The sequence below is a fragment of the Streptomyces sp. NPDC043878 genome (assembly GCF_056435735.1).
Genome location: NZ_JBWKDW010000001.1, coordinates 402,745 through 427,108 on the forward strand (window position 1 = coordinate 402,745; position 24,364 = coordinate 427,108).

The window sequence follows — 24,364 nt, forward strand, 5'->3', positions numbered from 1 at the left end:
CCCCTCCTTTTCTCCGGGGAAAAAAAGCTCGGGCTCTTGGAGGCGTGGTGTCGGGGGAACGGCGGGGGGGGGGGGGGGGCGCGGCCCCCCCCCCCCCCCCCCCCTCCCCGTTGCCCCTCACGCCGCGTGGGCGTCGAGCTCGAACCACACGGCCTTGCCCACCCCGTGCACCCGCACACCCCACGCGTCCGCGAGGGACTGCACCAGAAGCAGGCCCCGGCCGTGCGTACCGTCGTCGGCGATCGGTACCCGCAGCCGGGGTCTGCGGCTCACGAAGTCCCGCACCTCGACCCTGAGTCCACGGGGACCCAGCGTGGCCGTGAGCAGGGCGTCATGGTCGGTGTGGATCACCGCGTTGGTGACGAGTTCACTGGTCAGCAGTTCGGCTATCTCCGATCGTCCGGGCCTCCCCCAGGTCCGTAACAGCTCACGCAGTGCCCGGCGTGCCTCGGGCACCGCCCGCAGGTCCGCCCGTCCGAGTCTGCGCCTGAGCTGAGGTGCCGGCGCCCTTTCCGTGGCGCTCGCGGCCGCGTGCGCCGCCGTCTCCGCCGAGAAGGCCCCTACTGCCGTGGGACCGCCTCCCCGTACCTGCCTCTCCATGTCCCCCGCCCGCCCGCGTGCCGATGTCGGTTCCCCCTGCTCGAACACGTTCACGGGATCCATGCCCAGTGGGGCACGCGCCAGACACGCGGGTACGGAGTGAGGTCCCCGGCTCGCGAAACTGGCCGGAATCAGGCGGTCCCCCAGCGGCTATCGGGACCCGGCGCCCCTGGTGCCGATGTGGAAGATCTTGTGGCCGCGGGTCATGTCGACGACCAGCCTGGTGGTCCTGCCGCCGCCCCAGGTGAGGGTGATGCCCGCCTCGGTGTAGTCGGCGGTGCCGTTGTCGGTGACCTTCCACTTGAGCGGGACGTTCTGGGCGCGCAGGACGCCGTCCGCGTGGTTCTCCGCCTCCCACGCCTTCAGCTCCCTCGCGAAGGAGGCGCTGAGGTAGTACTTCCGGAGTTCCCGCGCGAGCTTGCCGCCGTGGTCCGGGTCGCTCTGGGCGTCGATGTAGGCGCCGTAGAAGTCGGCGATGCGGGTGACGGAGTCGGACGGCTTGCCGCTGACGGAACGCGGCGCGCCGGCGGACGCCTGTGCCGTGGCGCCGAGGCCGAGCGCGACGGCGAGCAGACTCGCGGTCAGCGCCGTACGGCGGACGGAACGGCGGGTGGTACGGCGGGTGGTGCTGCTGGTCATCTGAGTGTTCCCCGTGTTCGGTCGTGATGGTCGGTCATGGCGATGGGTCGTCAGGACCGGTCTCGGCGAGGGTCGTGTCGTTCGGCCGTGCGCGGTCGAACAGGTGCGGGGCCGCCCTCCCGACCCCCGTGGCGGGAGGGCGGCCCTGGTTCCGGACGGCACGTCCGTGGTGCGGCGGTCCGGTGCGGTCGGTGTGGTCCGGCCGGTCGGTGTGGTCCGGCCGGTGGGTGTGGTCGGGACAGCCGGCGTGGTCGGGACGCTCAGTGCAGCTTCCTGACGGCGGTTCTGGTCGTCTTCTTGAAGGCCTTCACCGGCGCGTCCCGGAAGTCGCCCAGCCGGCCCCAGTCCACGACCGTCACCGTGCGGCCGTCCCGGCCGACCGAGAGCAGACGGATGTCGGTCGCGCCCCAGGAGGTCTCGGTGTGCAGGCCGTAGACGTGGGCGCCCTCCTCGACGGCCAGCGAGCCGTAGTCCTTGAGCGTGGCCTCCACCTCCGGATCGGCCCGTTCGATCCGCACCGGGCAGGACCTGATGTCCTTGTCCAACCGCGAGAAGCGGCCCTTGGCGGCCCGGACGTCCGGCAGTTCGACGGAGACCTGCCGGGCACCGGTGTCGAGGTCGGTCCTGAAGTTCCGGTACCAGGTGCCGGAGCCGCCGCCCAGCGCCCTGCTCAGGCACGGGTCGCTCGCCACCTCCTCCGGTACCCCGGCGGTGACCTTGCCGGCCGTCCACGGCGAGGAGGGTTGCGGTGGCAGGTCCGACGCCGTGAGGAAGCCGGGCGCCCTCGTGGCCGCGTCCGCCGGTGCGGCGAGCGTGGCGCCTGCGGCGAGTCCCGCGACGGCGAGTGCGGTGAGCGTTCCCGCTCGAATGCGTGTGGACATGGGGGTCCCCCGTGTTGAGGTGGCTGGGTGTCGGAAATCGCGGCGGCCGGCTGGTCGGTCCGGCGGCGGTCGGTGCGACACCAGAAGCATCGGCTGATGGGGCCGGCAGGCGCAACCACCGAAGCGCGATCGGTGACGGTGGAACCGTCCCAGGCCATCTGACGTGCAGGTACATGGAGTGCCTGGGATGCCGTCCCGGGCCGGGAGACGGGGGTACGGTGCCCGCACACGAGGACGTCGAGGAGTTCGCGGCGCTGCTGCGGCGGCTGAAGGAGCGCACGGACCGCAGTTACGGTTCGCTGGCCCGCCGCCTGAGCATGAACACCTCCACGCTGCACCGCTACTGCGCCGGTGAGGCGGTGTCCCTCGACTACGCGCCCGTGGAGCGTTTCGCCGTGCTGTGCGGGGCGTCGGCGGACGAGCGCCTGGAGCTGCACCGGGTGTGGCTCCGGGCGGTGGCCGCCCGCCAACGCCCCCGCACCACCGGTCCTGCCGACGGCACGACCCCACCTGCCGACGACCCCACCGGACCCGCCCACGACACGACCCGCCCCGCCGACGACACCGACGGACCTGCCGACAGCCCCACCCCACCTGCCGACGACACCGACGGAGCTTCCGGGGGCCCCACCGGCACCGGAGCTTCGGCGTCTCCGCTCCTGCCCCCTTGGTACCGGCGTCGCCGGACCGCCGTCACGGCGGCCGTGGCCACCGTGCTGCTGGTCACCCTGGGCAGCCTCTCGGCCCTGTCGGCCGACCGTCGCCCGGACGGCGGTACCGCCCAGGCGCCGCCGGTCTCCCGCAGCTCGGCCCCCGGCACCGTCCACCGCCCGTCGGCCACCCCTGCAAGCCCCTCCCCCGGCGTCTCGGTGACACGGTCGCCCTCGGCGCACGCCAGGGTGTCCGCGTCCCGCCCGGCTTCCGGGACCGGCACGGGGAAGGGCTCAGGGACCGCCGGGAGTCCCGGGCCCGGCAGGCCGGACTCCGGCGCCGTCCCCCTGGCCTGGTCCGCCGACTCCCAGGCGTGGGCGCTCGGATGCGCTCACGACTACGTCATCGCCAAGCCGCCCGGGCAGGTCCCGCCGCCTCCGGCCGCCCAGGACGCCGGCCCCTGGGCGGCGACGCAGGGCGCGGTGCACGGGCGGGAGACCAACGTACGGATCTCGGTCCAGGGGCGGTCCTCGACGGCCGTGGTCCTGGAGGCGCTGCGGGTCCGTGTCGTCGGGCGCGCGGCCCCCGTCCAGGGCAATGTCTACGCCATGGAACAGGGCTGCGGCGGAGAGATCAGTCCCCGCTACTTCGCCGTCGACCTGGACCAGGACCGGCCGATCGCCCGCTCGGTCGCGGGCGCGGACAGCGAGCACACGATCCCCGCGGTGAGCATGCCCTACCGGGTGTCCGCCGAGGACCCGGAGGTACTGCTGGTCACCGCGCGGACCGAGAACTGCGCCTGCGACTGGTACCTCGAACTCGACTGGTCCTCGCAGGGCCGCACGGGCACGGTCCGCGTGGACGACCACGGCCGCCCCTTCCGGACGAGCGGCATCAGGGGACTGCCCCGCTACTGGTACGGGTCGAACGATGCGGGAGAGCGCCGGTGGGTGCCCGCCGACTGACCACCGACGCGCCCCTGCGCCCGACGCCCCTACGGCCGCGGCACGTTGCGCAGGTTGGAGCGGGCCATCTGCAGCATCCGGCCGACCCCGCCGTCCAGCACGATCTTCGAGGCGGACAGGGCGAACCCGGTCACCATCTCGGCACTGATCTTCGGCGGGATGGAGAGGGCGCTGGGATCGGTGACCACGTCGACCAGGGCCGGGCCCTTGTGCCGGAACGCGTCCTTGAGGGCGCCCGCGAGGTCCTTGGGCTTCTCGACGCGCACCCCGTGGGCACCGCAGGCACGGGCCACGGCGGCGAAGTCCGGGTTCCTGTTCGTCGTGCCGTACGAGGGCAGTCCGGCGACCAGCATCTCCAACTCCACCATGCCGAGCGAGGAGTTGTTGAAGAGGACGACCTTCACCGGCAGGTCGTACTGCACGAGGGTGAGGAAGTCGCCCATGAGCATGGAGAACCCGCCGTCGCCCGACATGGAGACGACCTGGCGGCTCCGGTCGGCGAACTGCGCCCCGATCGCCATGGGCAGCGCGTTCGCCATCGAGCCGTGGGAGAAGGAACCGATGACGCGGCGGCGGCCGTTGGGTGAGATGTAGCGGGCTGCCCAGACGTTGCACATGCCGGTGTCGACGGTGAACACCGCGTCGTCGTCGGCGAGTTCGTCGAGCACGGAGGCCACGTACTCGGGGTGGATGGGCACGTGCTTGTCGACCTTGCGGGTGTACGCCTTGACGACCCCCTCCAGCGCGTCCGCGTGCTTCTTGAGCATCTTGTCGAGGAAGCGCCGGTCGTCCTTGGTGCGCACGCGCGGGGTGAGACAGCGCAGGGTCTCCCGCACGTCGCCCCACACCGCGAGGTCCAGCTTGGAGCGACGGCCCAGGTGCTCGGGCCGGATGTCGACCTGCACGATCTTCACGTCGTCGGGCAGGAAGGCGTTGTACGGGAAGTCGGTGCCGAGCAGGATCAGCAGGTCGCACTCGTGGGTGGCCTCGTAGGCGGCGCCGTAGCCGAGCAGACCGCTCATGCCGACGTCGTAGGGGTTGTCGTACTGGATCCACTCCTTGCCGCGCAGCGCGTGTCCCACCGGGGACTTGATCTTGCCGGCGAACTCCATGACCTCGGCGTGCGCGCCCGCCGTGCCGCTGCCGCAGAACAGGGTGACCCGCTCCGCCCGGTCGATCATGTCGACGAGCTTGTCGAGCTCGGTGTCGCCGGGGCGGACGCTGGGCCGCGAGGTGACGAGGGCGGTCTCCGCCGCCTTCTCGGGCGCGGGCTGCCCGGCGATGTCACCGGGGAGGGCGACGACGCTGACGCCGGACTGGCCGACCGCGTGCTGGATCGCCGTCTGCAGCAGCCTCGGCATCTGCTTCGGGCTGGAGATCAGCTCGCTGTAGTGGCTGCACTCGCGGAACAGCTGGTCGGGGTGGGTCTCCTGGAAGTAGCCGAGGCCGATCTCGCTGGAGGGGATGTGCGAGGCGAGGGCGAGGACGGGCGCCATGGAGCGGTGGGCGTCGTAGAGGCCGTTGATGAGGTGCAGGTTGCCGGGTCCGCTGGAGCCGGCGCAGGCCGTCAGTTTGCCGGTGATCTGGGCCTCCGCACCGGCCGCGAAGGCCGCGGTCTCCTCGTGGCGGACGTGCACCCAGTCGAGGGCGGCGTTGCGGCGGACCGCGTCCACGACCGGGTTGAGGCTGTCGCCGACGACGCCGTAGAGGCGTTTGACTCCGGCGCGGACGACGATGTCGACGAACTGCTCGGCGACGTTCTGCTTGGCCATGGTGCTTCCGTGCCCCTTCGGTGTCCGGAGATCCCCGCAGGGTCCATGAATGCACAGGGACCGCCGTCATGCCTCCCAAACGGCCGCGGCCGTACGATCGTCGGCGTATCCCTTGACCCGGACCTGGACGTCGGCGAGGAACGCGGCGAGACCGGGCGGGGTCTGCCCGGCCCACCGCCCGGTGAGGTATCCGCACAGCTCGGGCTCGCCCCGCAACGGCTCGGCGAGGCCGCCGGTGCACATCAGGAGCGTGTCACCCGGGCGGCCGACGGAGGCGCGGAAACGGAACGGCTCGCGGGGCGGCTCGGGCGCGGGCTCGTAGGGGCTCGGCGGGGTCGGGATGCCGAGGTCCATGGTGAGCCGGTCGCCCTCGGGGGTCTCGGCGGGCGGCGACCCGAAGCCGACGACCGGTTCGCCGGTGACGTCGGCGACCCTCGGCTCGATGTCCTGCCACTCCCCGTCGCGCAGCCGGAACAGTCCGCCGGTGCCGACGCCGAAGAACACGCGGGTACGGCAGTCGGGGTCGGCCGGCAGGAGCAGGCAGCGCAGGCTGGCCGCGTACTCCTCCGGGCTGACGCCCTGTTCGGCGGCGCTGGCCCGGAGCCGGCCGAGGCTGCGGTCGGTGAGGCGGTGCAGCCCGGACTTCAGGTCGCCGCGGCGGCCCGCCCTTATGTCCTCGGCGAGCCGGGCGTGGCTGCGGCCCACGGCCCGGCCGATCCACCGGCAGGCCTCGGCGGCGGCCCGGTGCGCCTCCGGGGTGGCCCGCGCCCCGGTCGCCATCGCGACCAGCACGAGCGTCTGGTCGCCGGTCCCGAAGCGCGCGGTGAGCAGGGAGTCCCGGCGCGGCTCGCCCCGGAACCGGGCGGAGTCCCCGCGCGCGGACACGGCCCGCAGCGTGCAGGCCCCGTACCGGGCCCCGTCGAGGACGGTGTCCGCCACCAGGTCGTCCAGGTCGTCGGGGTCGGCGGGCGGCAGGGCGGTGGGTTCGGCGTCGTAGGTCGGCGGACCGGAACCGACGTAGTCGACGGCGACGGGGGCCGCGGCGGGGACGTCCGCCCGGGTGTCGCCACGACCCGCCGCGACGACCGGGGGCACGACCGCGCCACCACCGTCGGGGTGGTCATCCGCAGGAGTGGGGACGGGGTCCGGCGAGGTCGGGCCGGGGACGCGGTCCGGCGTGGTCCGGCCCGCGAAGGGGCCCGGCGGCCAGCCGCGGGAAAAGGGGCCCGTCTGCACGGCCTCGGCGGCCTCCGCGGCGGCGGCGATGGCGTTCCGGTCGGCATCGGCCACGGCACCGGAACCCGAACCGGCACCCGAACCGGCGCCGGAACCGCTGGGATCGGCGAAGCGGCCATCGGTACCGGCGTAAGGATCGTCACCCCTGACGTCCTGGTCACTGACGTCGGCATGAGGGCCACCGGTCACGGCGTCCCGGTCCCGGCCCCAGGCGGGAGCCGGACCCCTGGCCGACTCAGGACCCGGGTCGGCGTTCCGGTCGCGGCCCCAGGCGGGAGCCGGACCCCTGCCCGACTCAGGACCCGGGTCGGCGTCCCGGTCGCGGTCCGCGCCCCGGCCCGCATCCGGACCGGCGCCCCGATCCGCCCCACGGCCCGCGTCCCGGCCGACGTCCCGGCCCGCGTCCCGGCCAGCGGCTTGACCGGTGGCTTGACCGGTGTCCCACGCAGGGCCCGGGTCAGCCTCCCGGTCCGGGTCGGGCCCCCGGCCGGTGGCCGAGCCCTCGGACGGGTCCGGCCCCCTGCCTTCGTCCCGGGCGGCGTCCGAGCCGGTGGGCCGGGGCGCTTCGGGAGGTGTCCGGGAGGCGGGGATCGTGGGGGCCGGGGGCTGCGGTGAGGGGTGGCCGTCGGTCGAGGACGGTGTCCGGGCGTCCGCCGTGCGCCCGACGAAACCCGGCGGCATCGGTCCGCGGGGAAAGGTCGTGGAGGCCGGGGGCGCGCCGGACGGCGGCTCCCAGGGGGCGCGGGGCGGGGTGTCCCGCGTGGGCCGCGCGCGGGGCGGGGCCTCGGACGTGCCCGGCCCGGCGTCCACCGCTTCCGCCGCCGACGCGAACCGGTCGTCCAGTGAATCGGGCGCGGCCGTGGGGCCGGTGTCCCCGGTGGAGTCCTCGTACAGCTGCCTCCACCAGTCGTCCTCGTGACCGGCGGGCGTTCCCCCCTGCTGACTCATGCCCCCGATTGTCCACCGCTTGGCCGGGATGAAAACGGGGCATCGGGAAAATCCGGTCCGACTCCGGTGCTGCGCACGGCGCGTCGGGTGACCTGTCGAACAGGGATACGGAGGCGGGGCGCGTACGGGGCTGCCCGGCGAGCCGGGCTGACCTGCGGCGTCCCCTGCTCTCCGGCAGTCTGGTCAGATGGGAGTGTGGGACCTCCTGCTGGTCGGTGCGGTCCTCCTGCTCGGCTTGTGCGGAGTGCTGGTGCCCGGGGTGCCGGGGTCGTGGCTCGTGTGGGCCGCGGTCCTGTGGTGGGCGCTGAAGGACCCGCGGCCGGTCGCCTGGTGGACCCTGGTGGGCGCCACCGTCGCGCTGTTCGTGTCCCAGGTGGTGCGCTGGGCGCTGCCGCCCCGACAACTGCGGGCGAGCGGCGCCACTCCCCGGATGGCGGTGTACGCCGGGGCCGGGGCGCTGGCCGGCTTCTTCCTGCTTCCGGTGCTGGGCGCGATCCCCGGCTTCATGGGCGGCATCTATCTCTGCGAGCGCCTCCGCCTCGGCCGGCACGGCGAGGCGATGGCGTCCTTGCGGACGGCGATGCGCTCGGGCGGTTCCAGCGTCCTCGCGGAACTCTTCACCTGTCTGCTGATCATGGGCGCGTGGCTGGGAGCGGTGCTCACGGGGTGAGGCGTGACTCGGCCGGTCGTGGGACACGCGGGGCCTCGGACGTAGGTCCACAAGACGATGCGCCGGGTCCGCCGTGCGTGTTTGGCTGGCTGCCATGACCGCATTCAGCGAGGCCGAGCGCGCGTACCTCAGGTCGCAGCGGCTGGGACGGCTCGCCACCGTCGACGCCCAGGGCCAGCCGCAGGCCAACCCGGTCGGCTTCTTCCCGCAGGAGGACGGCACGATCCTGATCGGCGGCATGGCCATGGGCCGTACGAAGAAGTGGCGCAATCTGCGGCAGAACCAGAAGGTCGCCCTGGTCGTCGACGACATCGTCAGCCTGCGGCCGTGGAAGGTGCGGGGGGTCGAGATCCGCGGTGAGGCGGAACTCCTCACCGGCCCGCACGAGCTGGGCCCGCACTTCAGCGAGGAGGTGATCCGTGTCGTGCCGCGGCGGATCCACAGCTGGGGACTGGAGGAGGCGGCGCCGTGAGTCCGGGGGCCGGGTGCGGCAGGACGCCCTCCAGGGTGAGCAGCCGCGTCTTGCGGTCGAGGCCGCCCGCGTACCCGGTCAGCGAGCCGTCGGCGCCGATCACCCGGTGGCACGGGCGGACGATGAGCAGCGGGTTGGCGCCGATCGCTCCGCCCACGGCCCGTACGGCGGCCCTGGGGGCGCCGATCCGGGCGGCGATCTCGCCGTAGGTCACGGTGCCTCCGTACGGAACGGAGTCGAGGGCGTCCCACACCCGCACCCGGAACTCGGTGCCGGCCGGCCGCAGCTCCAGCCGGAACTCCTTGAGGTCGCCTGCGAAGTAGGCGGCGAGCTGCTCCCCGGCCGTCCGGAACGGGCCCGGGTCGTGCAGCCAGTCGTCCTGGACGCCGCGGCCGCCCTTCTGGCCGGGTACCGAGAGCGAGGTCAGGGCGCCGGACGGGCCGGCGGTCAGCAGCAGGGTGCCGACGGGGCTGTCCACGCTGGTCCAGTAGGTCGGGGTGCTCACGAGAACTCCAACTCCCCTGCTGCAAGCAGGTGTCGCACGGCATAGGAGCGCCAGGGGCGCCAGCTGTCGGGGATGTCGGCGCCGGGTGGCGCGACGTCCGGGTCGCCGAGGGCGCGGGTGCGGACGGCGGCGACCGTACGGGCGTCCAGACCGGGCAGCGCCAGCAGCGCGCGCTGGGTGTCGTCCCGGTCGGCGCCCGGGTCCAGGCGTACGGCACCGTCCGCCAGGGCCGCGGTGAGCGCGCCCCGCGGTCCGTGCGGTGCGGCCCCGGCGAGGACGGCGGGCTCGGGGAAGAGGTGGGTGAGGCTGCCGCAGGGGGCGTCCAGGGCCTTGCCGTACCGCCGGACCAGCCGCTCGGCCCCGGCCCGGCCGGTCAGTACCCGTACCGCGAGTTCCTCGGGGTCGGCCGCGCCCGGCGAGCGCAGCCCGGGGCGGGCCGTGACCAGCGGGGCGAGGCGTTCGTCGGCGCCGAGCCGTTCGTCGACGGCGTACGGGTCGGCGTCCAGGTCGAACAGGCGCCGCAGCCGGCCGACGGCGGTGGTCAGGTCCCGGGGGTCGGTGAGGTGCAGACGCACGTCCAGCCAGCCGCCCGGGTGCGCGGCGCCGGGCGCCGGCCCGGGGCCGCCGGGCCGCTCGTCGACGGCGGCGATGCCGGTGCCGTGCGGCAGGCGCAGGGTGCGCCGGTAGGTGCGCCGGCCGCGCGGGCCGCTCATCTCCTCCACGCCGGGCACCGCCTCGGACTCCAGCAGGTCGAAGACGGCACCGGCCTGATACGTCCCGCGGTGGGCGAGGCGCAGCGGGATGCCCGCGGCCGGGGTGGCCGCCCGCCGGTCCGCCCGGCCGCCGCGCGGTGCGGTGGCCCGCAGGGTGCTCGGTGTCGCCGCGTACACGGCCCGGACGGTGTCGTTGAACTGCCGCACACTGGCGAACCCCGACGCGAAGGCGATCTCGGTGACCGCCAGCTCGGTCGTCTGCAGCAGGACGCGCGCGGTGTGCGCCCGCTGGGCGCGGGCCAGCGCGACGGGTCCGGCGCCCAGCTCGGTGGTGAGCTGCCGCTGCACCTGGCGCGCGCTGTACCCGAGCCGTGCGGCGAGGCCGGCCACGCCCTCCCGGTCGACGACTCCGTCGCCGATCAGGCGCATGGCCCGCCCCACCACGTCGGCGCGGGCGTTCCAGTCGGCGGAGCCCGGCACGGCGTCCGGGCGGCACCGCCGGCAGGCCCGGAAACCCGAGCCCTGCGCGGCGGCGGCCGTCGCGAAGAAGCGCACGTTGCGCCGCTTCGGCGTCACCGCCGGGCAGCTGGGCCGACAGTAGATACCGGTCGTCTCGACGGCGAAGAAGAACGCGCCGTCGAACCGGGCGTCCCGGCTGCGCACCGCCTCGTACCTGGTGTCCTCGTCCATCACGCCCTCCAGTGTGAGCGACGGTGGAGAACACCGCTGGCGGAAATCGGACGCGACGATACGTCCCGGTACGCGGGACGGAAACGTGGGGACTACGCGCGTCGGCTCCCCCGTTTCGCCTCCATCGCCGCCCGGCCCTCCGCCCCCTTCCGCTTCCAGTCCTTGCGGATCTCGGCCCGCAGCCGCGCGTCGGTCTTGGCGACGATCCGCTGGTTCTCCCGCAGGAGCTTGCGGTAGCTGTCGAGCCGGCGCTCGGGCAGTTCGCCGGATTCGAGCGCGGCCAGCACCGCGCACCCCGGCTCGGACCCGTGCGCGCAGTCGTGGAAACGGCACCGCCGGGCGAGTTGCTCGATCTCGGAGAAGACCTGCCCGACACCGGTCCCGGCGTCCCACAGGCCGACGCCCCGCAGGCCCGGGGTGTCGATCAGCACGCCCCCGCCGGGCAGGGCGAGGAGGTTGCGCGTGGTGGTCGTGTGGCGGCCCTTGCCGTCCACGTCACGGATGGCCTGGACGTCCATCACGTCCGCGCCGAGCAGGGCGTTCGCGAGCGTGGACTTGCCCGCGCCGGACTGGCCGAGCAGCACGGAGGTGCCGCCGGAGACGACCGCGGCGAGCACGTCGAGCCCGTCCCCGTCCCGGGCGCTGACCGGCAGCACCGGCACACCGGGCGCGGCCGTCTCGACATCCTGGACGAGGTACGCCCGGGTCGCCGCGTCCGGCACGAGGTCGGCCTTGGTGAGGACGACCACGGGCTGCGCCCCGGACTCCCAGGCCAGGGCCAGGAAGCGTTCGATGCGGCCGAGGTCGAGTTCGGCGGCCAGCGACACGGCGACGACCGCGTGGTCGACGTTGGCGGCGAGGATCTGCCCCTCGGACCGCTTGGAGGAGGTGGAGCGCACGAAGGCGGTACGGCGCGGCAGACACGTCCGTACGTAGCGCGGGTTGCCGCCGGGTTCCACGACGACCCAGTCACCGGTGCACACGACGCGCAGCGGGTCGTGGGGGGTGACGAACGCGGTGTCGGCCCGCACCGGACCGTCGGCGGTGATGACGTCGCACTGCCCGCGGTCGACCCGGACGACACGTCCGGGCAGCAGACCCTCGGGCTCGTGCGGGGCGAACTCGTCCGCCCACGCCTCGTCCCAGCCGTAGGGGACGAGAGCGGAGAAAGCAGAGGTGGAAGACAAGGGTGACCCTTCACAGGGGCGGCCCCGGCACCGCGCGCTCGGGCGCGGAGGATTCGTGGTGTCAGCCGGCGGCCACGGAGGTGGACGTGATGAACTCACTGATGCGGGCAGCGCCCATCGCAATGACAGCCATCGGTCGACACCTCCTCGATTCCACTCGTCCGCGCTCCGGCACGCCGTCCGGCGTGCCGCGCGGCAACTCTAGACCGGCCCTTCCCCGGCCCTCAACACCTTTTCCGCGTCAGGCCTTCGTGCAGCTCGTGCCGTTCAGCTCGAAGCCGTACGCCGGGGAGTTCCTGCCCTGCCACGAGGAGAGGAACCCGAAGGTGAGGGTGCCGTCCGCAGGGACGGACTTGTTGTAGTCGGCGGCGGCCGCGGTGACGCGCGAGCCGTTCTGGGCGAAGCTCGCGTCCCACATCTGGTTGACCTTCTGGCCGTCCCGGAAGGTCCAGGACACCCGCCAGTTGGCGAGGGCCCGGGTGCTGGTGACGGTGACGGTGGCCTGGAAGCCGTCGGGCCACTGGTTGACGAGTTCGTAGCGGAACGCGCAGCCGGCCGACTTGCTCCCGCCGTCGCCCTGTTCGCCGCCGGCGGTCGACGCGGAGGTGCCCTGGGGCTCGGGGTCGGACTTGCTCCCCTGGCCGCCCCCGCCCGACCGGGACGCGTTCGGCTCGCCCTTCGCGGACGACTTCTTCGAGCCGGACGGCAGGGGGTCGACGGACGGCGCGGACACGCCGGGGTCGGCCACCGGCTGGCGGTTGGAGTCCCCGGAGGCCGCGGCGCCGTCGTCGCCGCCCATGGGCATCATCGAGACGGCGAGCGCCAGCAGGGAGACCAGGACGGCCGCGACGAGCAGGCCGCTGCGCACGACGCGCGCCTTGTGCGCGACGGAGCCGGGCTCCGCGCCCTGTCCGTCCACCGGGTCCGGGCGTCCCGCGCCCAGGCGCACCTCGGCGGCCCGGCGGCGGCGCTCCAGGTAGGCGAGGCCGCCCCAGCCGATGACGCCACCGACGAGGGCCCCGGGCAGTCCGCCGCCGTGCAGCCGCAGACACGCGGCGGCCTCGGCGCACTCCACGCAGCGTGCCATGTGCCGGGAGAGGTCCGGCGGGGTGTCGGCGGCGGGCGAGCGGGTGACCGCGTCGAGCAGCCGGGCGTAGCTGCGGCACTGCCCGGTCATCGGCGTGTCGAGGTGGTTGCGGTGGCAGCGGTCCCGGAACAGGCCGCGTACCTGGGCGAGTTCCTCCGCTATCGCGGCCGGGTCGTGGCCGAGCCGGCGGGCCACCACGGGCAGCGGCAGCGCCTCCACCTCGGCCAGCCACAGCAGCGCCGCGTCGGGTTCCTGGAGGTCGCGCACGCCGCGCAGGGCGAGCGGCCGCTGCAGCGGGGGTCCGGTGTAGCGGGCCGCTCCGTCCGAGTGCAGCCACAGCCGCAGCTCCGGGTCGAGGCGGTGTCCCTGGCCATGGTCCTCCCAGGTCGCCGCGGTGGTGCGGACGGCGGTCAGCAGCAGGGGGATCATGGGCAGACGGGCGGAGCGGCGGGCGGCGCCGCGGGCGAGGCCGGTGTCGGCGGTACGTGCCTCCCGCATGCCGAGGGCGAACGCCTCGGTGGCCAGCTGTGTGGCCGCGGTGGAGCCGGCCGTGCACAGATCGGCGTAGGAGAGCACGGCATCCCAGCACTCGGAGAACAGTGCGGCCTCAGCGGCGTCCTGGGGGGTCGGCAGGTCGGGCATGGGTCTCCTGCATCCACAAGCGAGGTCAACTCACCATATTGGCAACGGAGTTGGGGGGAACCTCGGGGCAGGAGAAGAGCTTTTCACGTTTTCCGCACAACTGACAAGCGCCGTATTCAATTGAGACGTCCGCCGATTCGCGGCCGGGGCTCGCCCGCCCCGGCCGTCTCCGTCCGGTGTTCCCGCACCCGTTTCTCGTTACTACCGGAGTAATACGGAAGGAACGCCGAAAAGTATCGACGCCGGTCCACTTGATTGTTCTTCCGGCCCTCCCGCCCCCGCCGGAGGGCCGGTCGGCAGCCCTCTAGGCGCGGACCTCGTCCTGGTCCCCGGCGGGCTCGCGGGCGGGCAGGCTGTCCATGAAGGAGCTGACGGAGAAGACGGCACGGCCGGGCCCCGGCGGGCCGTAGCCGGGGGGCGAGGACAGGCCGAAGTCGTCCATGGTGGCGCGGTAGGCCTCCAGCAGCCGGATGTGGTACTCCAGGGGCGCGCCGTGGGGGTTGGCCTTGCCGAGCGGGGTGGTCGGCTCGGGGCACCAGGTGGTGAAGCGGGGCGTGATGCCGTGCGACATGAAGAAGCGCAGGCCCTCCGTGGTGGAGGCGATCGCCTCGTCGACCGTGGTGAAGCCGAACGGCTCGGCCATCTCCACGCCCGCCACGAAGTTGGGGATCACGTTGCGCGCGCCGAACACGTCCGCCGAGTCGAGGATCCGCCGGTGCCACTCGTCGCGGCCGACGTAGCGCTCCTTGCCGGGGCAGTACAGCTCGAACAGCCGGCGGTCCCATACCTCGAAGTTCGGGTGGTAGATCTGCACGCCGTAGTCCTTGAAGCGCTGCACGTCGTCGCGCGGCAGGGCCTGGGCGACGACCTTGCCGATCCACCGGCCCGGGAAGCGCTCCTCGATGGCCTTGGCGTAGTGGCCGTAGAAGTCGGCCTCGTCGCGCCCCTGGAGCTTGGAGGTGATCGCGCCGCCGGTCAGCGTGTAGGCGGTGGACGCCTTGGCGGTGTCGTAGCGGTCGATGATCTCCAGGGCTTCGAGGACCTCCTCGACGTCCTTGACTCCCGTATACGGTCGACCGGCGGCCTTGTGCTGTCGCCAGTTGTGGTTGATGTCGCAGTACTGGCACTCCTCCTTGGCGCCGAAGTACTGGCAGACCCGGAAGACGGTGAGGTAGATCAGGTAGCCCCACTGGATGGTGGGGGCCACCTCCATGACCGACTTCCCGTTCGCGAGGGTGTGCCGGTAGTACTCGGGCATGGGCGGCACCCCGACGTCGGAGATCCGCCGTCCGTCGAGGTAGAGCCCGAGCAGGCCGTCCTCACCGGCGGCCACGCGGTACGGCGAGGAGGGGTTCACCCGTACGGAGACGACGGTCCGCCGCAGGTCGTAGGGGCCGCCGGTGAGGATGATCTCCTCCGGCGGGCGCCGCAGCGCGGCCTCGCCGAGCTCGGGCAGGGTGCCGTGGTCGAAGCTGAAGATGAAGTACGACTTCGGCTTGACCTCGCCCTTCTCGTTGTCGCTCAGGGCCGACGGGTCGAAGGCCACCCCGCCACGGAGCAGGTCCTCCTTGAAGACGGCCTCCCGCGGTACGTGCGGGAAGCGCTCCATCAGATCCTCGACCAGCGCGGTACGGCTGCCCATCCGTCATCTCCTTGCGGCTCAGGCGTACGACTCCTCACGGTATGCCCCCGCCTGCGCGCCGGCCGTGCCGGGGCCCCCTCCGCCGCGCGGGGTGCGGCGAAACGGGCGACGGGCCGGTGCGCGCGGCGGGTGGCGCCGGATGAGAGGGTCGGCGCGGACGCATCTCTCGGGAGGGACGACACGATGACGGAGACGGTCACCAACTGGGCGGGGAACATCACCTTCGCCGGGGACCTGCACCGCCCGCGCTCGCTGGACGCGCTGCGGACCCTGGTCGCCGCCGGTGCCGCGGTGCGGGTGCTGGGCAGCGGGCACTCCTTCAACGAGATCGCCGAGCCCGGCCCCGGTGGCGTGCTGCTCTCGCTGGACGCCCTGCCGGCCGAGGTGGAGGTCGACACGGCGGCCCGTACCGTGCGGGTCGGCGGCGGCGTCCGGTACGCGGAACTGGCCCGCCGGGTGCACGACCGCGGGCTGGCGCTGGCCAACATGGCGTCGCTGCCGCACATCTCGGTGGCCGGTTCGGTCGCCACCGGCACACACGGCTCCGGTGTCGGCAACGGGTCGCTGGCGTCGGCGGTGCGCGAGGTGGAGATCGTCACGGCGGACGGCTCGACGGTCGTCCTGGGACGGGACGACCCGCGCTTCGGCGGCGCCGTCACCTCCCTCGGCGCCCTCGGCGTGGTCACCGCCCTCACCCTCGACCTGGAGCCCGGCTTCGAGGTCGAGCAGCACCTGTTCACCGAACTGCCGCTGGCCGGGCTGGACTTCGAGGCGGTGGCTGCGTCGGCGTACAGTGTGAGCCTGTTCACCGACTGGCGGGAGCCGGGCTTCCGGCAGGTGTGGCGCAAGCGGCGCACCGACCAGCCCCTCGCGGACTTCCCGTGGGCGGCGCCGGCCACCGAGGCGCTGCATCCGGTGCCGGGGATGCCGGCGGTCAACTGCACCGAGCAGTTCGGTGTGCCGGGGCCGTGGCACGAGCGGCTGCCGCACTTCCGGGCCGAGTTCACGCCGAGCAGCGGGACGGAGCTCCAGTCGGAGTACCTGCTGCCGCGCCGGTTCGCCGCCGACATGCTGTATGCGATCGACAGGATCCGGGAGACGGTCGCCCCCGTACTGCAGACCTGCGAGGTGCGGACCGTCGCCGCCGACGCCCAGTGGCTGAGCCCGTCCCACGGACGGGACACGGTCGCCGCTCACTTCACCTGGGTCGAGGACACCGAGGCGGTGCTGCCGGTGGTGCGGCGCGTGGAGGAGGCGCTGGACCCCTTCGACGCCCGCCCGCACTGGGGGAAGGTGTTCACCGTGCCGGCGGAGGTGCTGCGCGGCCGCTACCCCCGCCTGGACGACTTCCGGGCGCTGGTCCGCGACCTGGACCGGGAGGGTAAGTTCAGCAACGCCTTCGTCCGGGACCTGCTGGGCTCCTGACTTTGTCAAACCCCTTTCCTAACCCCTTGTAGTAAGTCCCGGCGCGCCATAGCCTTGCGCCGCGCCGGTGCCGTTCTGCCCCGGTCCGCCGGAGTCGAAAGGACGGGGGCCGGCCCCATGAAGCGCACCTCACGTGACATCCGGACCGCGAACCGCTACGGGGTGCTGCGCCAGCTCGTCGCCGCCTCGCCCACCTCCCGCCAGCAGCTGGCGGCCGCCACCGGACTGAGTCTGGCGACGGTCGCCACACTGGTCGGCGAACTGCTCGACCTGCGCATGATCACGGAGGTCGGGTTCGAGGACTCGGCGGGGGGACGCCCCCGCGGTCTCGTCGCCGTCAACGCGTCGGGGGGCGCGCTGATCGGCGTGGACATCGCCGAGACGTACGTCCATGTCGAGCTCTTCGACCTCGGGCTGAACGTGCTGGCGCGCGCCGAGGAGGACATGCGCCCCGGTGAGAGCCGCCCCGAGCAGGTGGTCGGCCATGTCGCCGCGGCCGTCGGCTCGGTGGTCACCCAGGCCGGGATCGAGGGCGCGCGGGTTCTCGGCGTGGGGGTCAGTGTGCCGGGCCAGGTGGACCGCGACACCGGGATCTCGGAGTACGCGCCCAACTGGGACTGGCACGACGTGCCCCTGCTCGACCTGCTCTCCGAGCACATCTCCTACCCCCTCTACCTGGACAATCCGCTGCGTGCCTGCGCGGTCGCCGAGCTGTGGTTCGGTGCCGCGCGCGGCCGCGGGGACGCCGTGGTGGTCAACCTCGGGACCGGGGTGGGCGCCGGGCTCGTCCTGGGCGGCGGACTGCACCGGGGCGTGAGCAACAGTGCCGGCGAGTGGGGGCACACCACGCTGGTCCTGGACGGGCGGCTGTGCCACTGCGGCAACCACGGGTGCGTGGAGACGTACGTCGGCGCGCCCGGCATCATGCTGAACCTGCGTGAGCTGAGCCCCGGCAGCCCCCTGCTGCACCCGGAGGACCAGACGGCGACCGTCGACGCGCTGGCCCGCGGGGTCGCCGACGGCGATCCGGTGGCACTCAAGGTGGTCCACGACACCGCCCGCTACCTGGGCGCCGGCATCTCCGACCTGGTGAACCTGTTCAATCCCGAGGTCGTCGTACTGAGCAGCTGGGTGGCCGCGACCCTCGGTGCGCCGCTGGTGGCGGAGGTGCGGGAGGCCGTGGCCCGGCACGCGCTGAGACGGCCGCTGGCCGCCACCGAGATCGTCCTGTCACCCATCCCCACCGACCCGGTGTGCCTGGGCGCGGCGACCTTCGCGCTCGAGGGCGCGCTCCAGTCGGTGGGTCAGCGCAACGCGGCGCGCACCTCGCCCGCCAGGGGCCGCGGCGTACACCCTTCCTGACGACGAGGGGAAACCGGAAGACCGCGCGGGGCGCGCCACGGCGGCCCGCCCTCCGTCACGTCCGGTATCCCGAACGCCACACAACGCTTCGAACAGACTTCGTCCAACCCCTTGCCGAAGGATTGGCCGAAGGTTAACGTCCCGCACCGCAAGCCGAATCGAGCCGCCCGGCCGCAACGCCGTGGAGCCACCGCCGTACTCGAGACAAGGACGTCACCATGTCGGCAATGAGCAGCAACTGGGACCGCCGGTCACTCTTCAAGGCAGCAGCGGGCCTGGCCGCGGCCGGCACGCTGGCCGCCTGCGGCAGCAACAACGGCCGTGGCGGCAGCGGCGGTTCGGGGACGAACCTCACCCAGTTCTTCCACGCCTACGGCGAGGCGGGCACCGAGCAGGCCATCAAGAAGTACGCGGCCGCGTACGACAAGGCCAAGGTGAACACGCAGTGGATCACCGGTTCCGACTTCGAGAGCAAGCTCTTCGCGACGCTGCTCACCAAGAACGCGCCGGACCTCTTCGAGTTCCACCCGCAGATCCAGCTCGTGAAGAGTGGTCAGGTGGCCGACCTGACCGACATCATCGAGCCGGTCAAGGACGACTTCAACCAGGCCGACATCAAGTCGCACACGGTCGACGGCAAGATATACGGCGTCCGCATGATCGACGACCCGCAGTTCTTCTTCTACCGGCCCTCGCTGCTGGAGAAGGCCGGCGTCAAGGTGCCCACCACCCTCGACGAGCTCATCGAGGCGGCCGCCAAGCTCACCACGGGCAAGGTCAAGGGCCTGTTCCTCGGCAACGACCTGCACGCCGTCATCAACCCGATGATCTGGTCCGCCGGCGCCGACACCCTCGACGACAAGAACCAGATCGCCTACCACACGGACGGCGTCATCGAGGGCATCAAGAAGATGCGCAAGCTGTTCACCAGCGGTCACCTGCTCCTGGACGCCCCGGCCGACTACTGGGACCCCTCGGCGCTCAACCAGGGCCTGTGCGCGATGCAGTTCTGCGGCATGTGGGCGATGCCGCAGTTCCAGCAGACGCTCGGCGACGACATCGGCGTCTTCCCGTTCCCGAAGGTCACCGACAGCGGCAAGCCCTCGGTCTACAACGGCGGCTGGTCGATGTTCGTCAACGCCAAGGGGGACAACGTCGAGGCGGCCAAGGCGTACGTCAAGTGGCTGTGGATCGACCAGAAGACGTACCAGGAGGACTGGGCGACCTCCTACGGCTTCCACATCCCGCCGCGTACCTCGATCGCCGCGTCGGCCACCAAGCTGAAGTCGGGTCTGCCGGCCGAGGGCGTCAAACTCTTCACGGACTACGGACACTTCGACAACATCGGCTGGACCCAGGCGATGATCACCGCGCTGGAGGACGTGTTCGCCAACTCGGTGCGCAAGGGCGGGGATCCGGAGGCCTCTCTCGACAAGGCCGACAAGACGGTGGGCCGCGAGCTCAAGAAGCTCTTCGGATAGGCCGGCGGACGGACTGCGCCATGTCGACGACCACCACACGCGACCTCGCGCGCCCCGCCCCGGCGAAGCCCTCCGGGGCGTCGTCGCGGCGGGGGCTGCGGGGCAGCAGCACCCTCAACTTCTGGCTCTTCACCGGCCCGTTCCTCATCGGGCTCGTGATCTTCGTCTACGTTCCCATCGGCTGGAGCATCTGGCTCAGCTTCTTCGAGGCCCGCTTCACCGTCACACCGGACAAGTTCGTCGGCCTCGAGAACTACCGCTTCATGCTCGGCGACAGCGACTTCGTCGGTTCACTGGGCACCTTCACCGTGTTCGCCGCGTTCATCGTGCCGACCACCTGGGCCCTGTCGCTGGGCCTGGCCCTGCTGGTGAACCGGCTGCGCTTCATGCGGGCGTTCTTCCGCTCGGTCTTCTTCCTGCCGACCGCGTGCAGCTACGTCGCCGCCTCGCTGATCTGGAAGATGTCCCTCTTCAACGGCGTCCGCTTCGGTCTGGCGAACACCGTCATCGGCTGGTTCGGCGTCGACAACATCGCCTGGCTCGCCAACCCCGACCCGCCGTGGTACTGGCTGGTCATCCTCACCGCGAGGCTCTGGCTCCAGTCCGGGTTCTTCATGATCCTGTTCCTGGCCGCGCTGCAGAACATCCCGGGCGAGCTGTACGAGGCCGCCGCGATCGACGGTGCCAAGCGGGGCTGGCAGACCTTCTGGTACATCACGCTGCCCCAGCTGCGGGCGACCTCGACGGCCGTGGTCCTGCTGCTCCTGGTGGCCGCCTACCAGGCGTTCGACGAGTTCTTCAACCTCCTGTCGAAGACCACCTGGGGCCGGCCGCCGCTGGTCGAGCTGTACTACACCGCCCTGGGCCAGAACCAGGACTACGGCGCGGGCAGCGCCGGCGCGGTGATGCTGACCCTGCTGATCGTCGTCGTGACCCTGTTCCAGGGCAAGCTCATGGGATTCGGAAGGGGGGAGGAGTCCAAGTGACCACCACCGCACCCGAGGTGAGGCAGACGCCACCGCCGCCCGCAGCGCCGGCGCGCAGGCGGCGCGGCGCGGTCATGGGGTCCACGGGCCTCTACCTCGCCACCGGCGTCGCCGCCTTCCTCTTCCTGATCCCGTTCTACCTGCTGGTCCGCAACTCCCTCTCGACGGACCCCGACATCACCGGCGAGAACTGGAAGTTCTTCCCCACGGACATCCAGTGGAGCAACATCACCGAGCCGTTCCGCGACACCACGGTCGACTTCGGCCAGTCGATGGTCAACTCGCTGGTCGTGGGCGTGCTGCACACCGTCGGCACGCTGCTGGTGTGTTCGCTGGCCGGCTACGGCCTGGCCCGCATCCCCTACCGGCACGCCAACAAGATCTTCTACGCCGTCCTGTTCACCCTGATGGTGCCGGCCGCCGTCACCTTCGTGCCGAGCTTCGTGCTGGTCTCGTCCCTCGGCTGGGTCGACACCTACCGGGGTCTCATCATCCCGGGCCTGTTCAGTGGTTTCACCTGCTTCCTCTTCCGGCAGTACTTCCTGGGGTTCCCCAAGGAGCTGGAGGAGGCGGCGCGGGTGGACGGGCTCGGCTACTGGGGCGCGTACTGGCGCGTCGTGGTGCCCAACTCGCTGAACTTCTTCGCGGCGATCGCGACCATCACCTTCATCAACGGGTGGAACTCCTTCCTGTGGCCACTGGTCATCGGTCAGGACCCGAGCGCGTGGACCGTACAGGTCGCCCTGTCCTCGTACATGACGAACCAGACGGTCAACTACCACCTGATCTTCATGGCCACCGCCATTTCCATCCTGCCCCTGCTGCTCGTGTTCCTCTTCCTCCAGCGCTGGCTGGTGCAGGGGATCGCGCAGACCGGCATCAAGGGCTGACGCCTCTTCCCGAAACCTGGAGACCGATGTCTTTCCGCACCACCACGGCCGGCTATGTCGAGGACGTCTCACCGGGCAGCGGCGCCCTGCCGCCCCGCGCCTGGTACGCGTCCTCGGACGCGAAGTCCCTGTCGCTGAACGGCAGCTGGCGGCTACGGCTGTCCGCGACGGCCGACGCCGAGGACGACTCGTTCGCCGAGGAGGGGTTCGACGCCGGGGAGTGGGCCGAGGTCACGGTCCCCGGCCACTGGGTCCTCCAGGGCGACGGGGCCTTCGGGTCCCCGATCTACACCAACCACCTCTACCCGTTCCCCGTCGACCCGCCGCACGTGCCGACCGACAACCCGACCGGTGACCATCTGCGGGTCTTCGACCTGCCGCGGGACTGGCCGGCCGGGCCGGACGCGGGCGGCGCGGTCCTGCGCTTCGACGGCGTCGAGTCGTGCGCGCGGGTCTGGCTCAACGGCACCGACATCGGCGAGTTCAAGGGCTCGCGGCTGGCGCACGAGTTCGCCGTGGGCCATCTGCTGAAGCCCGCGGGCAATGTGCTGGCGGTCCGGGTCCACCAGTGGTCCGCGGGCTCGTACCTGGAGGACCAGGACCAGTGGTGGCTGCCGGGCATCTTCCGTGATGTCACCCTGCTGCACCGCCCGGCGGGCAGCGCGCTCGACTTCTTCGTGCACGCCTCCTACGACCACCGCTCCGGCGAGGGCACCCTGCGCGTCGACTCCGACGTCGACGGACGGGTGACCGTGCCCGACCTGGACATCGAGGTCGCGACCGGTACCCCGGTGACGGTCCCGGTCCTGCCGTGGACGGCGGAGACGCCCCGGCTGTACGACGGCGAGCTGGTGACCGAGGGCGAGCGGGTGCCGCTGCGCATCGGTTTCCGCACCGTCGAACTCGCCGACGGCCTGATCAAGGTCAACGGCAGCGCCATCCTCTTCAAGGGCGTCAACCGGCACGAGTGGCATCCGGAGCGGGGCCGCGCCCTGGACCTGGAGACGATGCGCGAGGACGTGCTGCTGATGAAGCGGCACAACATCAACGCCGTCCGCACCTCGCACTACCCGCCGCACCCGGCCTTCCTCGACCTGTGCGACGAGTACGGCCTGTGGGTCATCGACGAGTGCGACCTGGAGACCCACGGCTTCACCGAACAGGGCTGGCGCGACAACCCGGTGGACGACGACCGCTGGACCCCCGCCCTCCTGGACCGCGCGGCCCGCATGGTCGAGCGGGACAAGAACCACCCGTCCGTCGTCATCTGGTCCCTCGGCAACGAGGCCGGCACCGGCCGCGGTCTGACCGCGATGGCCGAGTGGATCCACGCCCGGGACGCCGGACGCCTCGTGCACTACGAGGGCGACTGGAACTGCCGCGACACCGACATGTACTCGCGGATGTACGCCTTCCACGCCGAGGTCGAGACGATCGGCCGGGGCCAGGACGGCGGGACCGAGAAGCGGCGCCGACTGCCCTTCATCCAGTGCGAGTACGCGCACGCCATGGGCAACGGTCCCGGCGGACTCGCCGACTACCAGCGGCTGTTCGAGACGTACGAGCGACTCCAGGGCGGCTTCGTCTGGGAGTGGATCGACCACGGCGTCAAGCACCCTGAGCTCGGCTACGCCTACGGCGGCGACTTCGGCGAGGAGCTGCACGACGGCAACTTCGTCTGCGACGGACTGCTGTTCCCCGACCGCAGCCCCTCCCCCGGGCTCGTCGAGTTCCAGAAGGTCCTCGAACCGGTCCGCATCGACGGTGACGGCCTCGAAGGCACCGTCCGCGTCACCAACAAGCACGACTTCGCGGACCTGTCGGCGCTCACCTTCGAGTGGTCGTACCAGGTGGACGGCGAGACCGTCGAGGCCGGCACGCTGTCCGTGCCGCCCCTCGCGCCCGGCGAGTCGGCCGAGGTGAAGCTGCCCGAGCCGCCCGCGGGCCCACGGGGCGCGGAGACGCAGTGGACGGTGAGCGCGCTGCTCGCGGCCGACACCGCGTGGGCGCCGACGGGCCACCGGGTCGCGTGGGGTCAGCTCCCCGTCGCCCCGCGGCCGCTGCCGGTCGTCGGCTCGACCGGCCGGCCGGTACGCGGCGAAGGGCACATCACCCTGGGCCCGGCCCGCTTCGACGCCCGGACCGGCGCGCTCACCGCGATCGGCGGGATCGAGGTGAGCGGCCCGCGCCTGGACGTGTGGCGCGCCACCACCGACAACGACGAGGGCGCCGAGTGGCAGTCCGACACCCGCTACGGCGTCCTGTGGCGCACACTCGGCCTGCACCGCATGCAACACCGCCTGGACGCCGTGGAGTTGACCGAGGAGGCGCTGACGGTACGGACCCGGGTGGCGCCGGCCGCCCGGGAACTGGGCCTCGCCACGGTGTACCGCTGGACCTCGGACGGCGACCGGCTGCGGCTCGCGGTGTCGGTGTCCCCCGAGGGCGAGTGGACGCTGCCGCTGCCCCGGCTGGGCGTCCGCCTCGGGCTGCCCGGCACCGCGGACCGGGTGCGCTGGTTCGGCGGCGGCCCCGGTGAGGCGTACCCGGACACCAGGACGGCTGCCGTCCTGAACCGCTGGGAGTCCACGGTCGACGCACTGCAGACGCCGTACGTGCGCCCGCAGGAGAACGGCGCCCGCGCCGACGTCCGCTGGGTGGAGATCGGCGGCCTGCGCGTCGAGGGCGACCCGGAGTTCTGGTTCAGCGCGCGCCGCTGGACGAACGAACGGCTGGACGCGGCCGCCCACCTCACCGATCTCACGCCCGGCGACACGGTTTGGGTCAACCTCGACCACGGACAGCACGGCATCGGCTCGCAGTCCTGCGGTCCGGGCCCGCTGCCGCAGTACTACCTGCGGGCCGAACCGACCGAGTTCTCCTTCGTGTTCTCGGTCCTCGACCGGTGACGCCCGGCCCG

At 72.4% G+C, this 24,364-nt stretch carries 19 protein-coding genes; 9 read left to right on the plus strand and 10 right to left on the minus strand.

All coding sequences use genetic code 11. The annotated features are described in order from the left end of the window. Positions 1–117 precede the first annotated feature (117 nt). From AC07AZ_RS01760 to AC07AZ_RS01770, 3 genes are all read right to left on the minus strand, one after another. A complete protein-coding gene (locus AC07AZ_RS01760) occupies positions 118–600 on the minus strand; it encodes an ATP-binding protein (protein WP_478842689.1) in 483 nt (160 codons plus the stop codon). A 150-nt stretch (positions 601–750) separates the two neighbouring features. Continuing rightward, positions 751–1,239, minus strand: a complete 489-nt coding sequence (locus tag AC07AZ_RS01765) for a hypothetical protein (protein ID WP_478842691.1) — start codon at positions 1,237–1,239, stop codon at positions 751–753. A gap of 260 nt (positions 1,240–1,499) precedes the next feature. Then, the gene (locus AC07AZ_RS01770; RefSeq protein WP_478842693.1) at positions 1,500–2,120 is read right to left on the minus strand and encodes a hypothetical protein; all 621 of its coding nucleotides are present in this window, start codon (positions 2,118–2,120) and stop codon (positions 1,500–1,502) included. A 173-nt stretch (positions 2,121–2,293) separates the two neighbouring features. Between AC07AZ_RS01770 and AC07AZ_RS01775 the strand changes: the two genes are divergently transcribed. Continuing rightward, positions 2,294–3,736 carry a helix-turn-helix domain-containing protein gene (locus AC07AZ_RS01775; protein WP_478842695.1) on the plus strand — a complete coding sequence of 481 codons (1,443 nt, stop codon included), beginning with the start codon at positions 2,294–2,296 and terminating at the stop codon, positions 3,734–3,736. A 29-nt stretch (positions 3,737–3,765) separates the two neighbouring features. On the opposite strand, the gene AC07AZ_RS01780 is transcribed toward AC07AZ_RS01775, so the two are convergent. Continuing rightward, positions 3,766–5,508 carry a pyruvate dehydrogenase gene (locus AC07AZ_RS01780; RefSeq protein ID WP_478842697.1) on the minus strand — a complete coding sequence of 581 codons (1,743 nt, stop codon included), beginning with the start codon at positions 5,506–5,508 and terminating at the stop codon, positions 3,766–3,768. Positions 5,509–5,574: 66 nt separating this feature from the next. Then, on the minus strand, positions 5,575–6,798 hold the full coding sequence (locus AC07AZ_RS01785; protein WP_478842699.1) for a protein phosphatase 2C domain-containing protein: 1,224 nt from the start codon (positions 6,796–6,798) through the stop codon (positions 5,575–5,577). Positions 6,799–7,879: 1,081 nt separating this feature from the next. Here AC07AZ_RS01785 and AC07AZ_RS01790 point away from each other — a divergent pair. Both AC07AZ_RS01790 and AC07AZ_RS01795 read left to right on the plus strand, forming a co-directional pair. After that, positions 7,880–8,362: a DUF456 domain-containing protein gene (locus AC07AZ_RS01790; protein ID WP_478842700.1), complete on the plus strand. Its 483-nt coding sequence runs from the start codon at positions 7,880–7,882 to the stop codon at positions 8,360–8,362. 94 nt (positions 8,363–8,456) lie between these two features. After that, on the plus strand, positions 8,457–8,834 hold the full coding sequence (locus AC07AZ_RS01795; protein ID WP_478842701.1) for a PPOX class F420-dependent oxidoreductase: 378 nt from the start codon (positions 8,457–8,459) through the stop codon (positions 8,832–8,834). On the opposite strand, the gene AC07AZ_RS01800 is transcribed toward AC07AZ_RS01795, so the two are convergent. The 5 genes from AC07AZ_RS01800 to AC07AZ_RS01820 form a co-directional block, all read right to left on the minus strand. Continuing rightward, complete coding sequence (locus AC07AZ_RS01800) at positions 8,764–9,339, minus strand: methylated-DNA--[protein]-cysteine S-methyltransferase (RefSeq protein WP_478842702.1); 576 nt, start codon at positions 9,337–9,339, stop codon at positions 8,764–8,766. The genes AC07AZ_RS01795 and AC07AZ_RS01800 overlap by 71 nt on opposite strands. Next, positions 9,336–10,742 (minus strand): DNA-3-methyladenine glycosylase 2 family protein, encoded by a 1,407-nt coding sequence (locus tag AC07AZ_RS01805; protein WP_478843419.1) that lies wholly within the window; start codon positions 10,740–10,742, stop codon positions 9,336–9,338. The genes AC07AZ_RS01800 and AC07AZ_RS01805 overlap by 4 nt, the downstream gene beginning before the upstream one ends. Positions 10,743–10,834: 92 nt before the next feature. Beyond that, positions 10,835–11,929 carry a ribosome small subunit-dependent GTPase A gene (gene rsgA / locus AC07AZ_RS01810; RefSeq protein ID WP_478842704.1) on the minus strand — a complete coding sequence of 365 codons (1,095 nt, stop codon included), beginning with the start codon at positions 11,927–11,929 and terminating at the stop codon, positions 10,835–10,837. A 241-nt stretch (positions 11,930–12,170) separates the two neighbouring features. Continuing rightward, positions 12,171–13,658 carry a cellulose binding domain-containing protein gene (locus AC07AZ_RS01815; protein ID WP_478842706.1) on the minus strand — a complete coding sequence of 496 codons (1,488 nt, stop codon included), beginning with the start codon at positions 13,656–13,658 and terminating at the stop codon, positions 12,171–12,173. Positions 13,659–13,962: 304 nt separating this feature from the next. Then, positions 13,963–15,300, minus strand: a complete 1,338-nt coding sequence (locus AC07AZ_RS01820; RefSeq protein ID WP_478842708.1) for a radical SAM protein — start codon at positions 15,298–15,300, stop codon at positions 13,963–13,965. A gap of 183 nt (positions 15,301–15,483) precedes the next feature. Between AC07AZ_RS01820 and AC07AZ_RS01825 the strand changes: the two genes are divergently transcribed. The 6 genes from AC07AZ_RS01825 (at position 15,484) to AC07AZ_RS01850 (ending at position 24,353) form a co-directional block, all read left to right on the plus strand. Then, a complete protein-coding gene (locus tag AC07AZ_RS01825; RefSeq protein ID WP_478842710.1) occupies positions 15,484–16,725 on the plus strand; it encodes an FAD-binding protein in 1,242 nt (413 codons plus the stop codon). Between the two features lie 117 nt (positions 16,726–16,842). Continuing rightward, positions 16,843–18,087, plus strand: coding sequence for an ROK family protein (locus AC07AZ_RS01830; protein WP_478842712.1), 1,245 nt, complete (start codon positions 16,843–16,845; stop codon positions 18,085–18,087). Between the two features lie 218 nt (positions 18,088–18,305). Further along, entirely contained in the window at positions 18,306–19,568 is a 1,263-nt protein-coding gene (locus AC07AZ_RS01835; protein ID WP_478842714.1) for an ABC transporter substrate-binding protein, read from the plus strand. 20 nt (positions 19,569–19,588) lie between these two features. Continuing rightward, on the plus strand, positions 19,589–20,554 hold the full coding sequence (locus AC07AZ_RS01840) for a carbohydrate ABC transporter permease (RefSeq protein ID WP_478842716.1): 966 nt from the start codon (positions 19,589–19,591) through the stop codon (positions 20,552–20,554). Beyond that, positions 20,551–21,444 (plus strand): carbohydrate ABC transporter permease, encoded by an 894-nt coding sequence (locus AC07AZ_RS01845; RefSeq protein ID WP_478842718.1) that lies wholly within the window; start codon positions 20,551–20,553, stop codon positions 21,442–21,444. The genes AC07AZ_RS01840 and AC07AZ_RS01845 overlap by 4 nt, the downstream gene beginning before the upstream one ends. Positions 21,445–21,470: 26 nt before the next feature. Continuing rightward, complete coding sequence (locus tag AC07AZ_RS01850) at positions 21,471–24,353, plus strand: glycoside hydrolase family 2 TIM barrel-domain containing protein (protein ID WP_478842720.1); 2,883 nt, start codon at positions 21,471–21,473, stop codon at positions 24,351–24,353. The last annotated feature ends 11 nt before the right edge of the window (positions 24,354–24,364 follow it).

Coding starts and splice junctions, on each gene's coding strand:
- AC07AZ_RS01760 (WP_478842689.1), bottom strand. CDS start 600: ATGGAGAGGCAGGTACGGGGAGGCGGTCCCACGGCAGTAGGGGCCTTC.
- AC07AZ_RS01765 (WP_478842691.1), bottom strand. CDS start 1,239: ATGACCAGCAGCACCACCCGCCGTACCACCCGCCGTTCCGTCCGCCGT.
- AC07AZ_RS01770 (WP_478842693.1), bottom strand. CDS start 2,120: ATGTCCACACGCATTCGAGCGGGAACGCTCACCGCACTCGCCGTCGCG.
- AC07AZ_RS01775 (WP_478842695.1), top strand. CDS start 2,294: ATGGAGTGCCTGGGATGCCGTCCCGGGCCGGGAGACGGGGGTACGGTG.
- AC07AZ_RS01780 (WP_478842697.1), bottom strand. CDS start 5,508: ATGGCCAAGCAGAACGTCGCCGAGCAGTTCGTCGACATCGTCGTCCGC.
- AC07AZ_RS01790 (WP_478842700.1), top strand. CDS start 7,880: ATGGGAGTGTGGGACCTCCTGCTGGTCGGTGCGGTCCTCCTGCTCGGC.
- AC07AZ_RS01795 (WP_478842701.1), top strand. CDS start 8,457: ATGACCGCATTCAGCGAGGCCGAGCGCGCGTACCTCAGGTCGCAGCGG.
- AC07AZ_RS01805 (WP_478843419.1), bottom strand. CDS start 10,742: ATGGACGAGGACACCAGGTACGAGGCGGTGCGCAGCCGGGACGCCCGG.
- AC07AZ_RS01815 (WP_478842706.1), bottom strand. CDS start 13,658: ATGCCCGACCTGCCGACCCCCCAGGACGCCGCTGAGGCCGCACTGTTC.
- AC07AZ_RS01820 (WP_478842708.1), bottom strand. CDS start 15,300: ATGGGCAGCCGTACCGCGCTGGTCGAGGATCTGATGGAGCGCTTCCCG.
- AC07AZ_RS01825 (WP_478842710.1), top strand. CDS start 15,484: ATGACGGAGACGGTCACCAACTGGGCGGGGAACATCACCTTCGCCGGG.
- AC07AZ_RS01830 (WP_478842712.1), top strand. CDS start 16,843: ATGAAGCGCACCTCACGTGACATCCGGACCGCGAACCGCTACGGGGTG.
- AC07AZ_RS01835 (WP_478842714.1), top strand. CDS start 18,306: ATGTCGGCAATGAGCAGCAACTGGGACCGCCGGTCACTCTTCAAGGCA.
- AC07AZ_RS01840 (WP_478842716.1), top strand. CDS start 19,589: ATGTCGACGACCACCACACGCGACCTCGCGCGCCCCGCCCCGGCGAAG.
- AC07AZ_RS01850 (WP_478842720.1), top strand. CDS start 21,471: ATGTCTTTCCGCACCACCACGGCCGGCTATGTCGAGGACGTCTCACCG.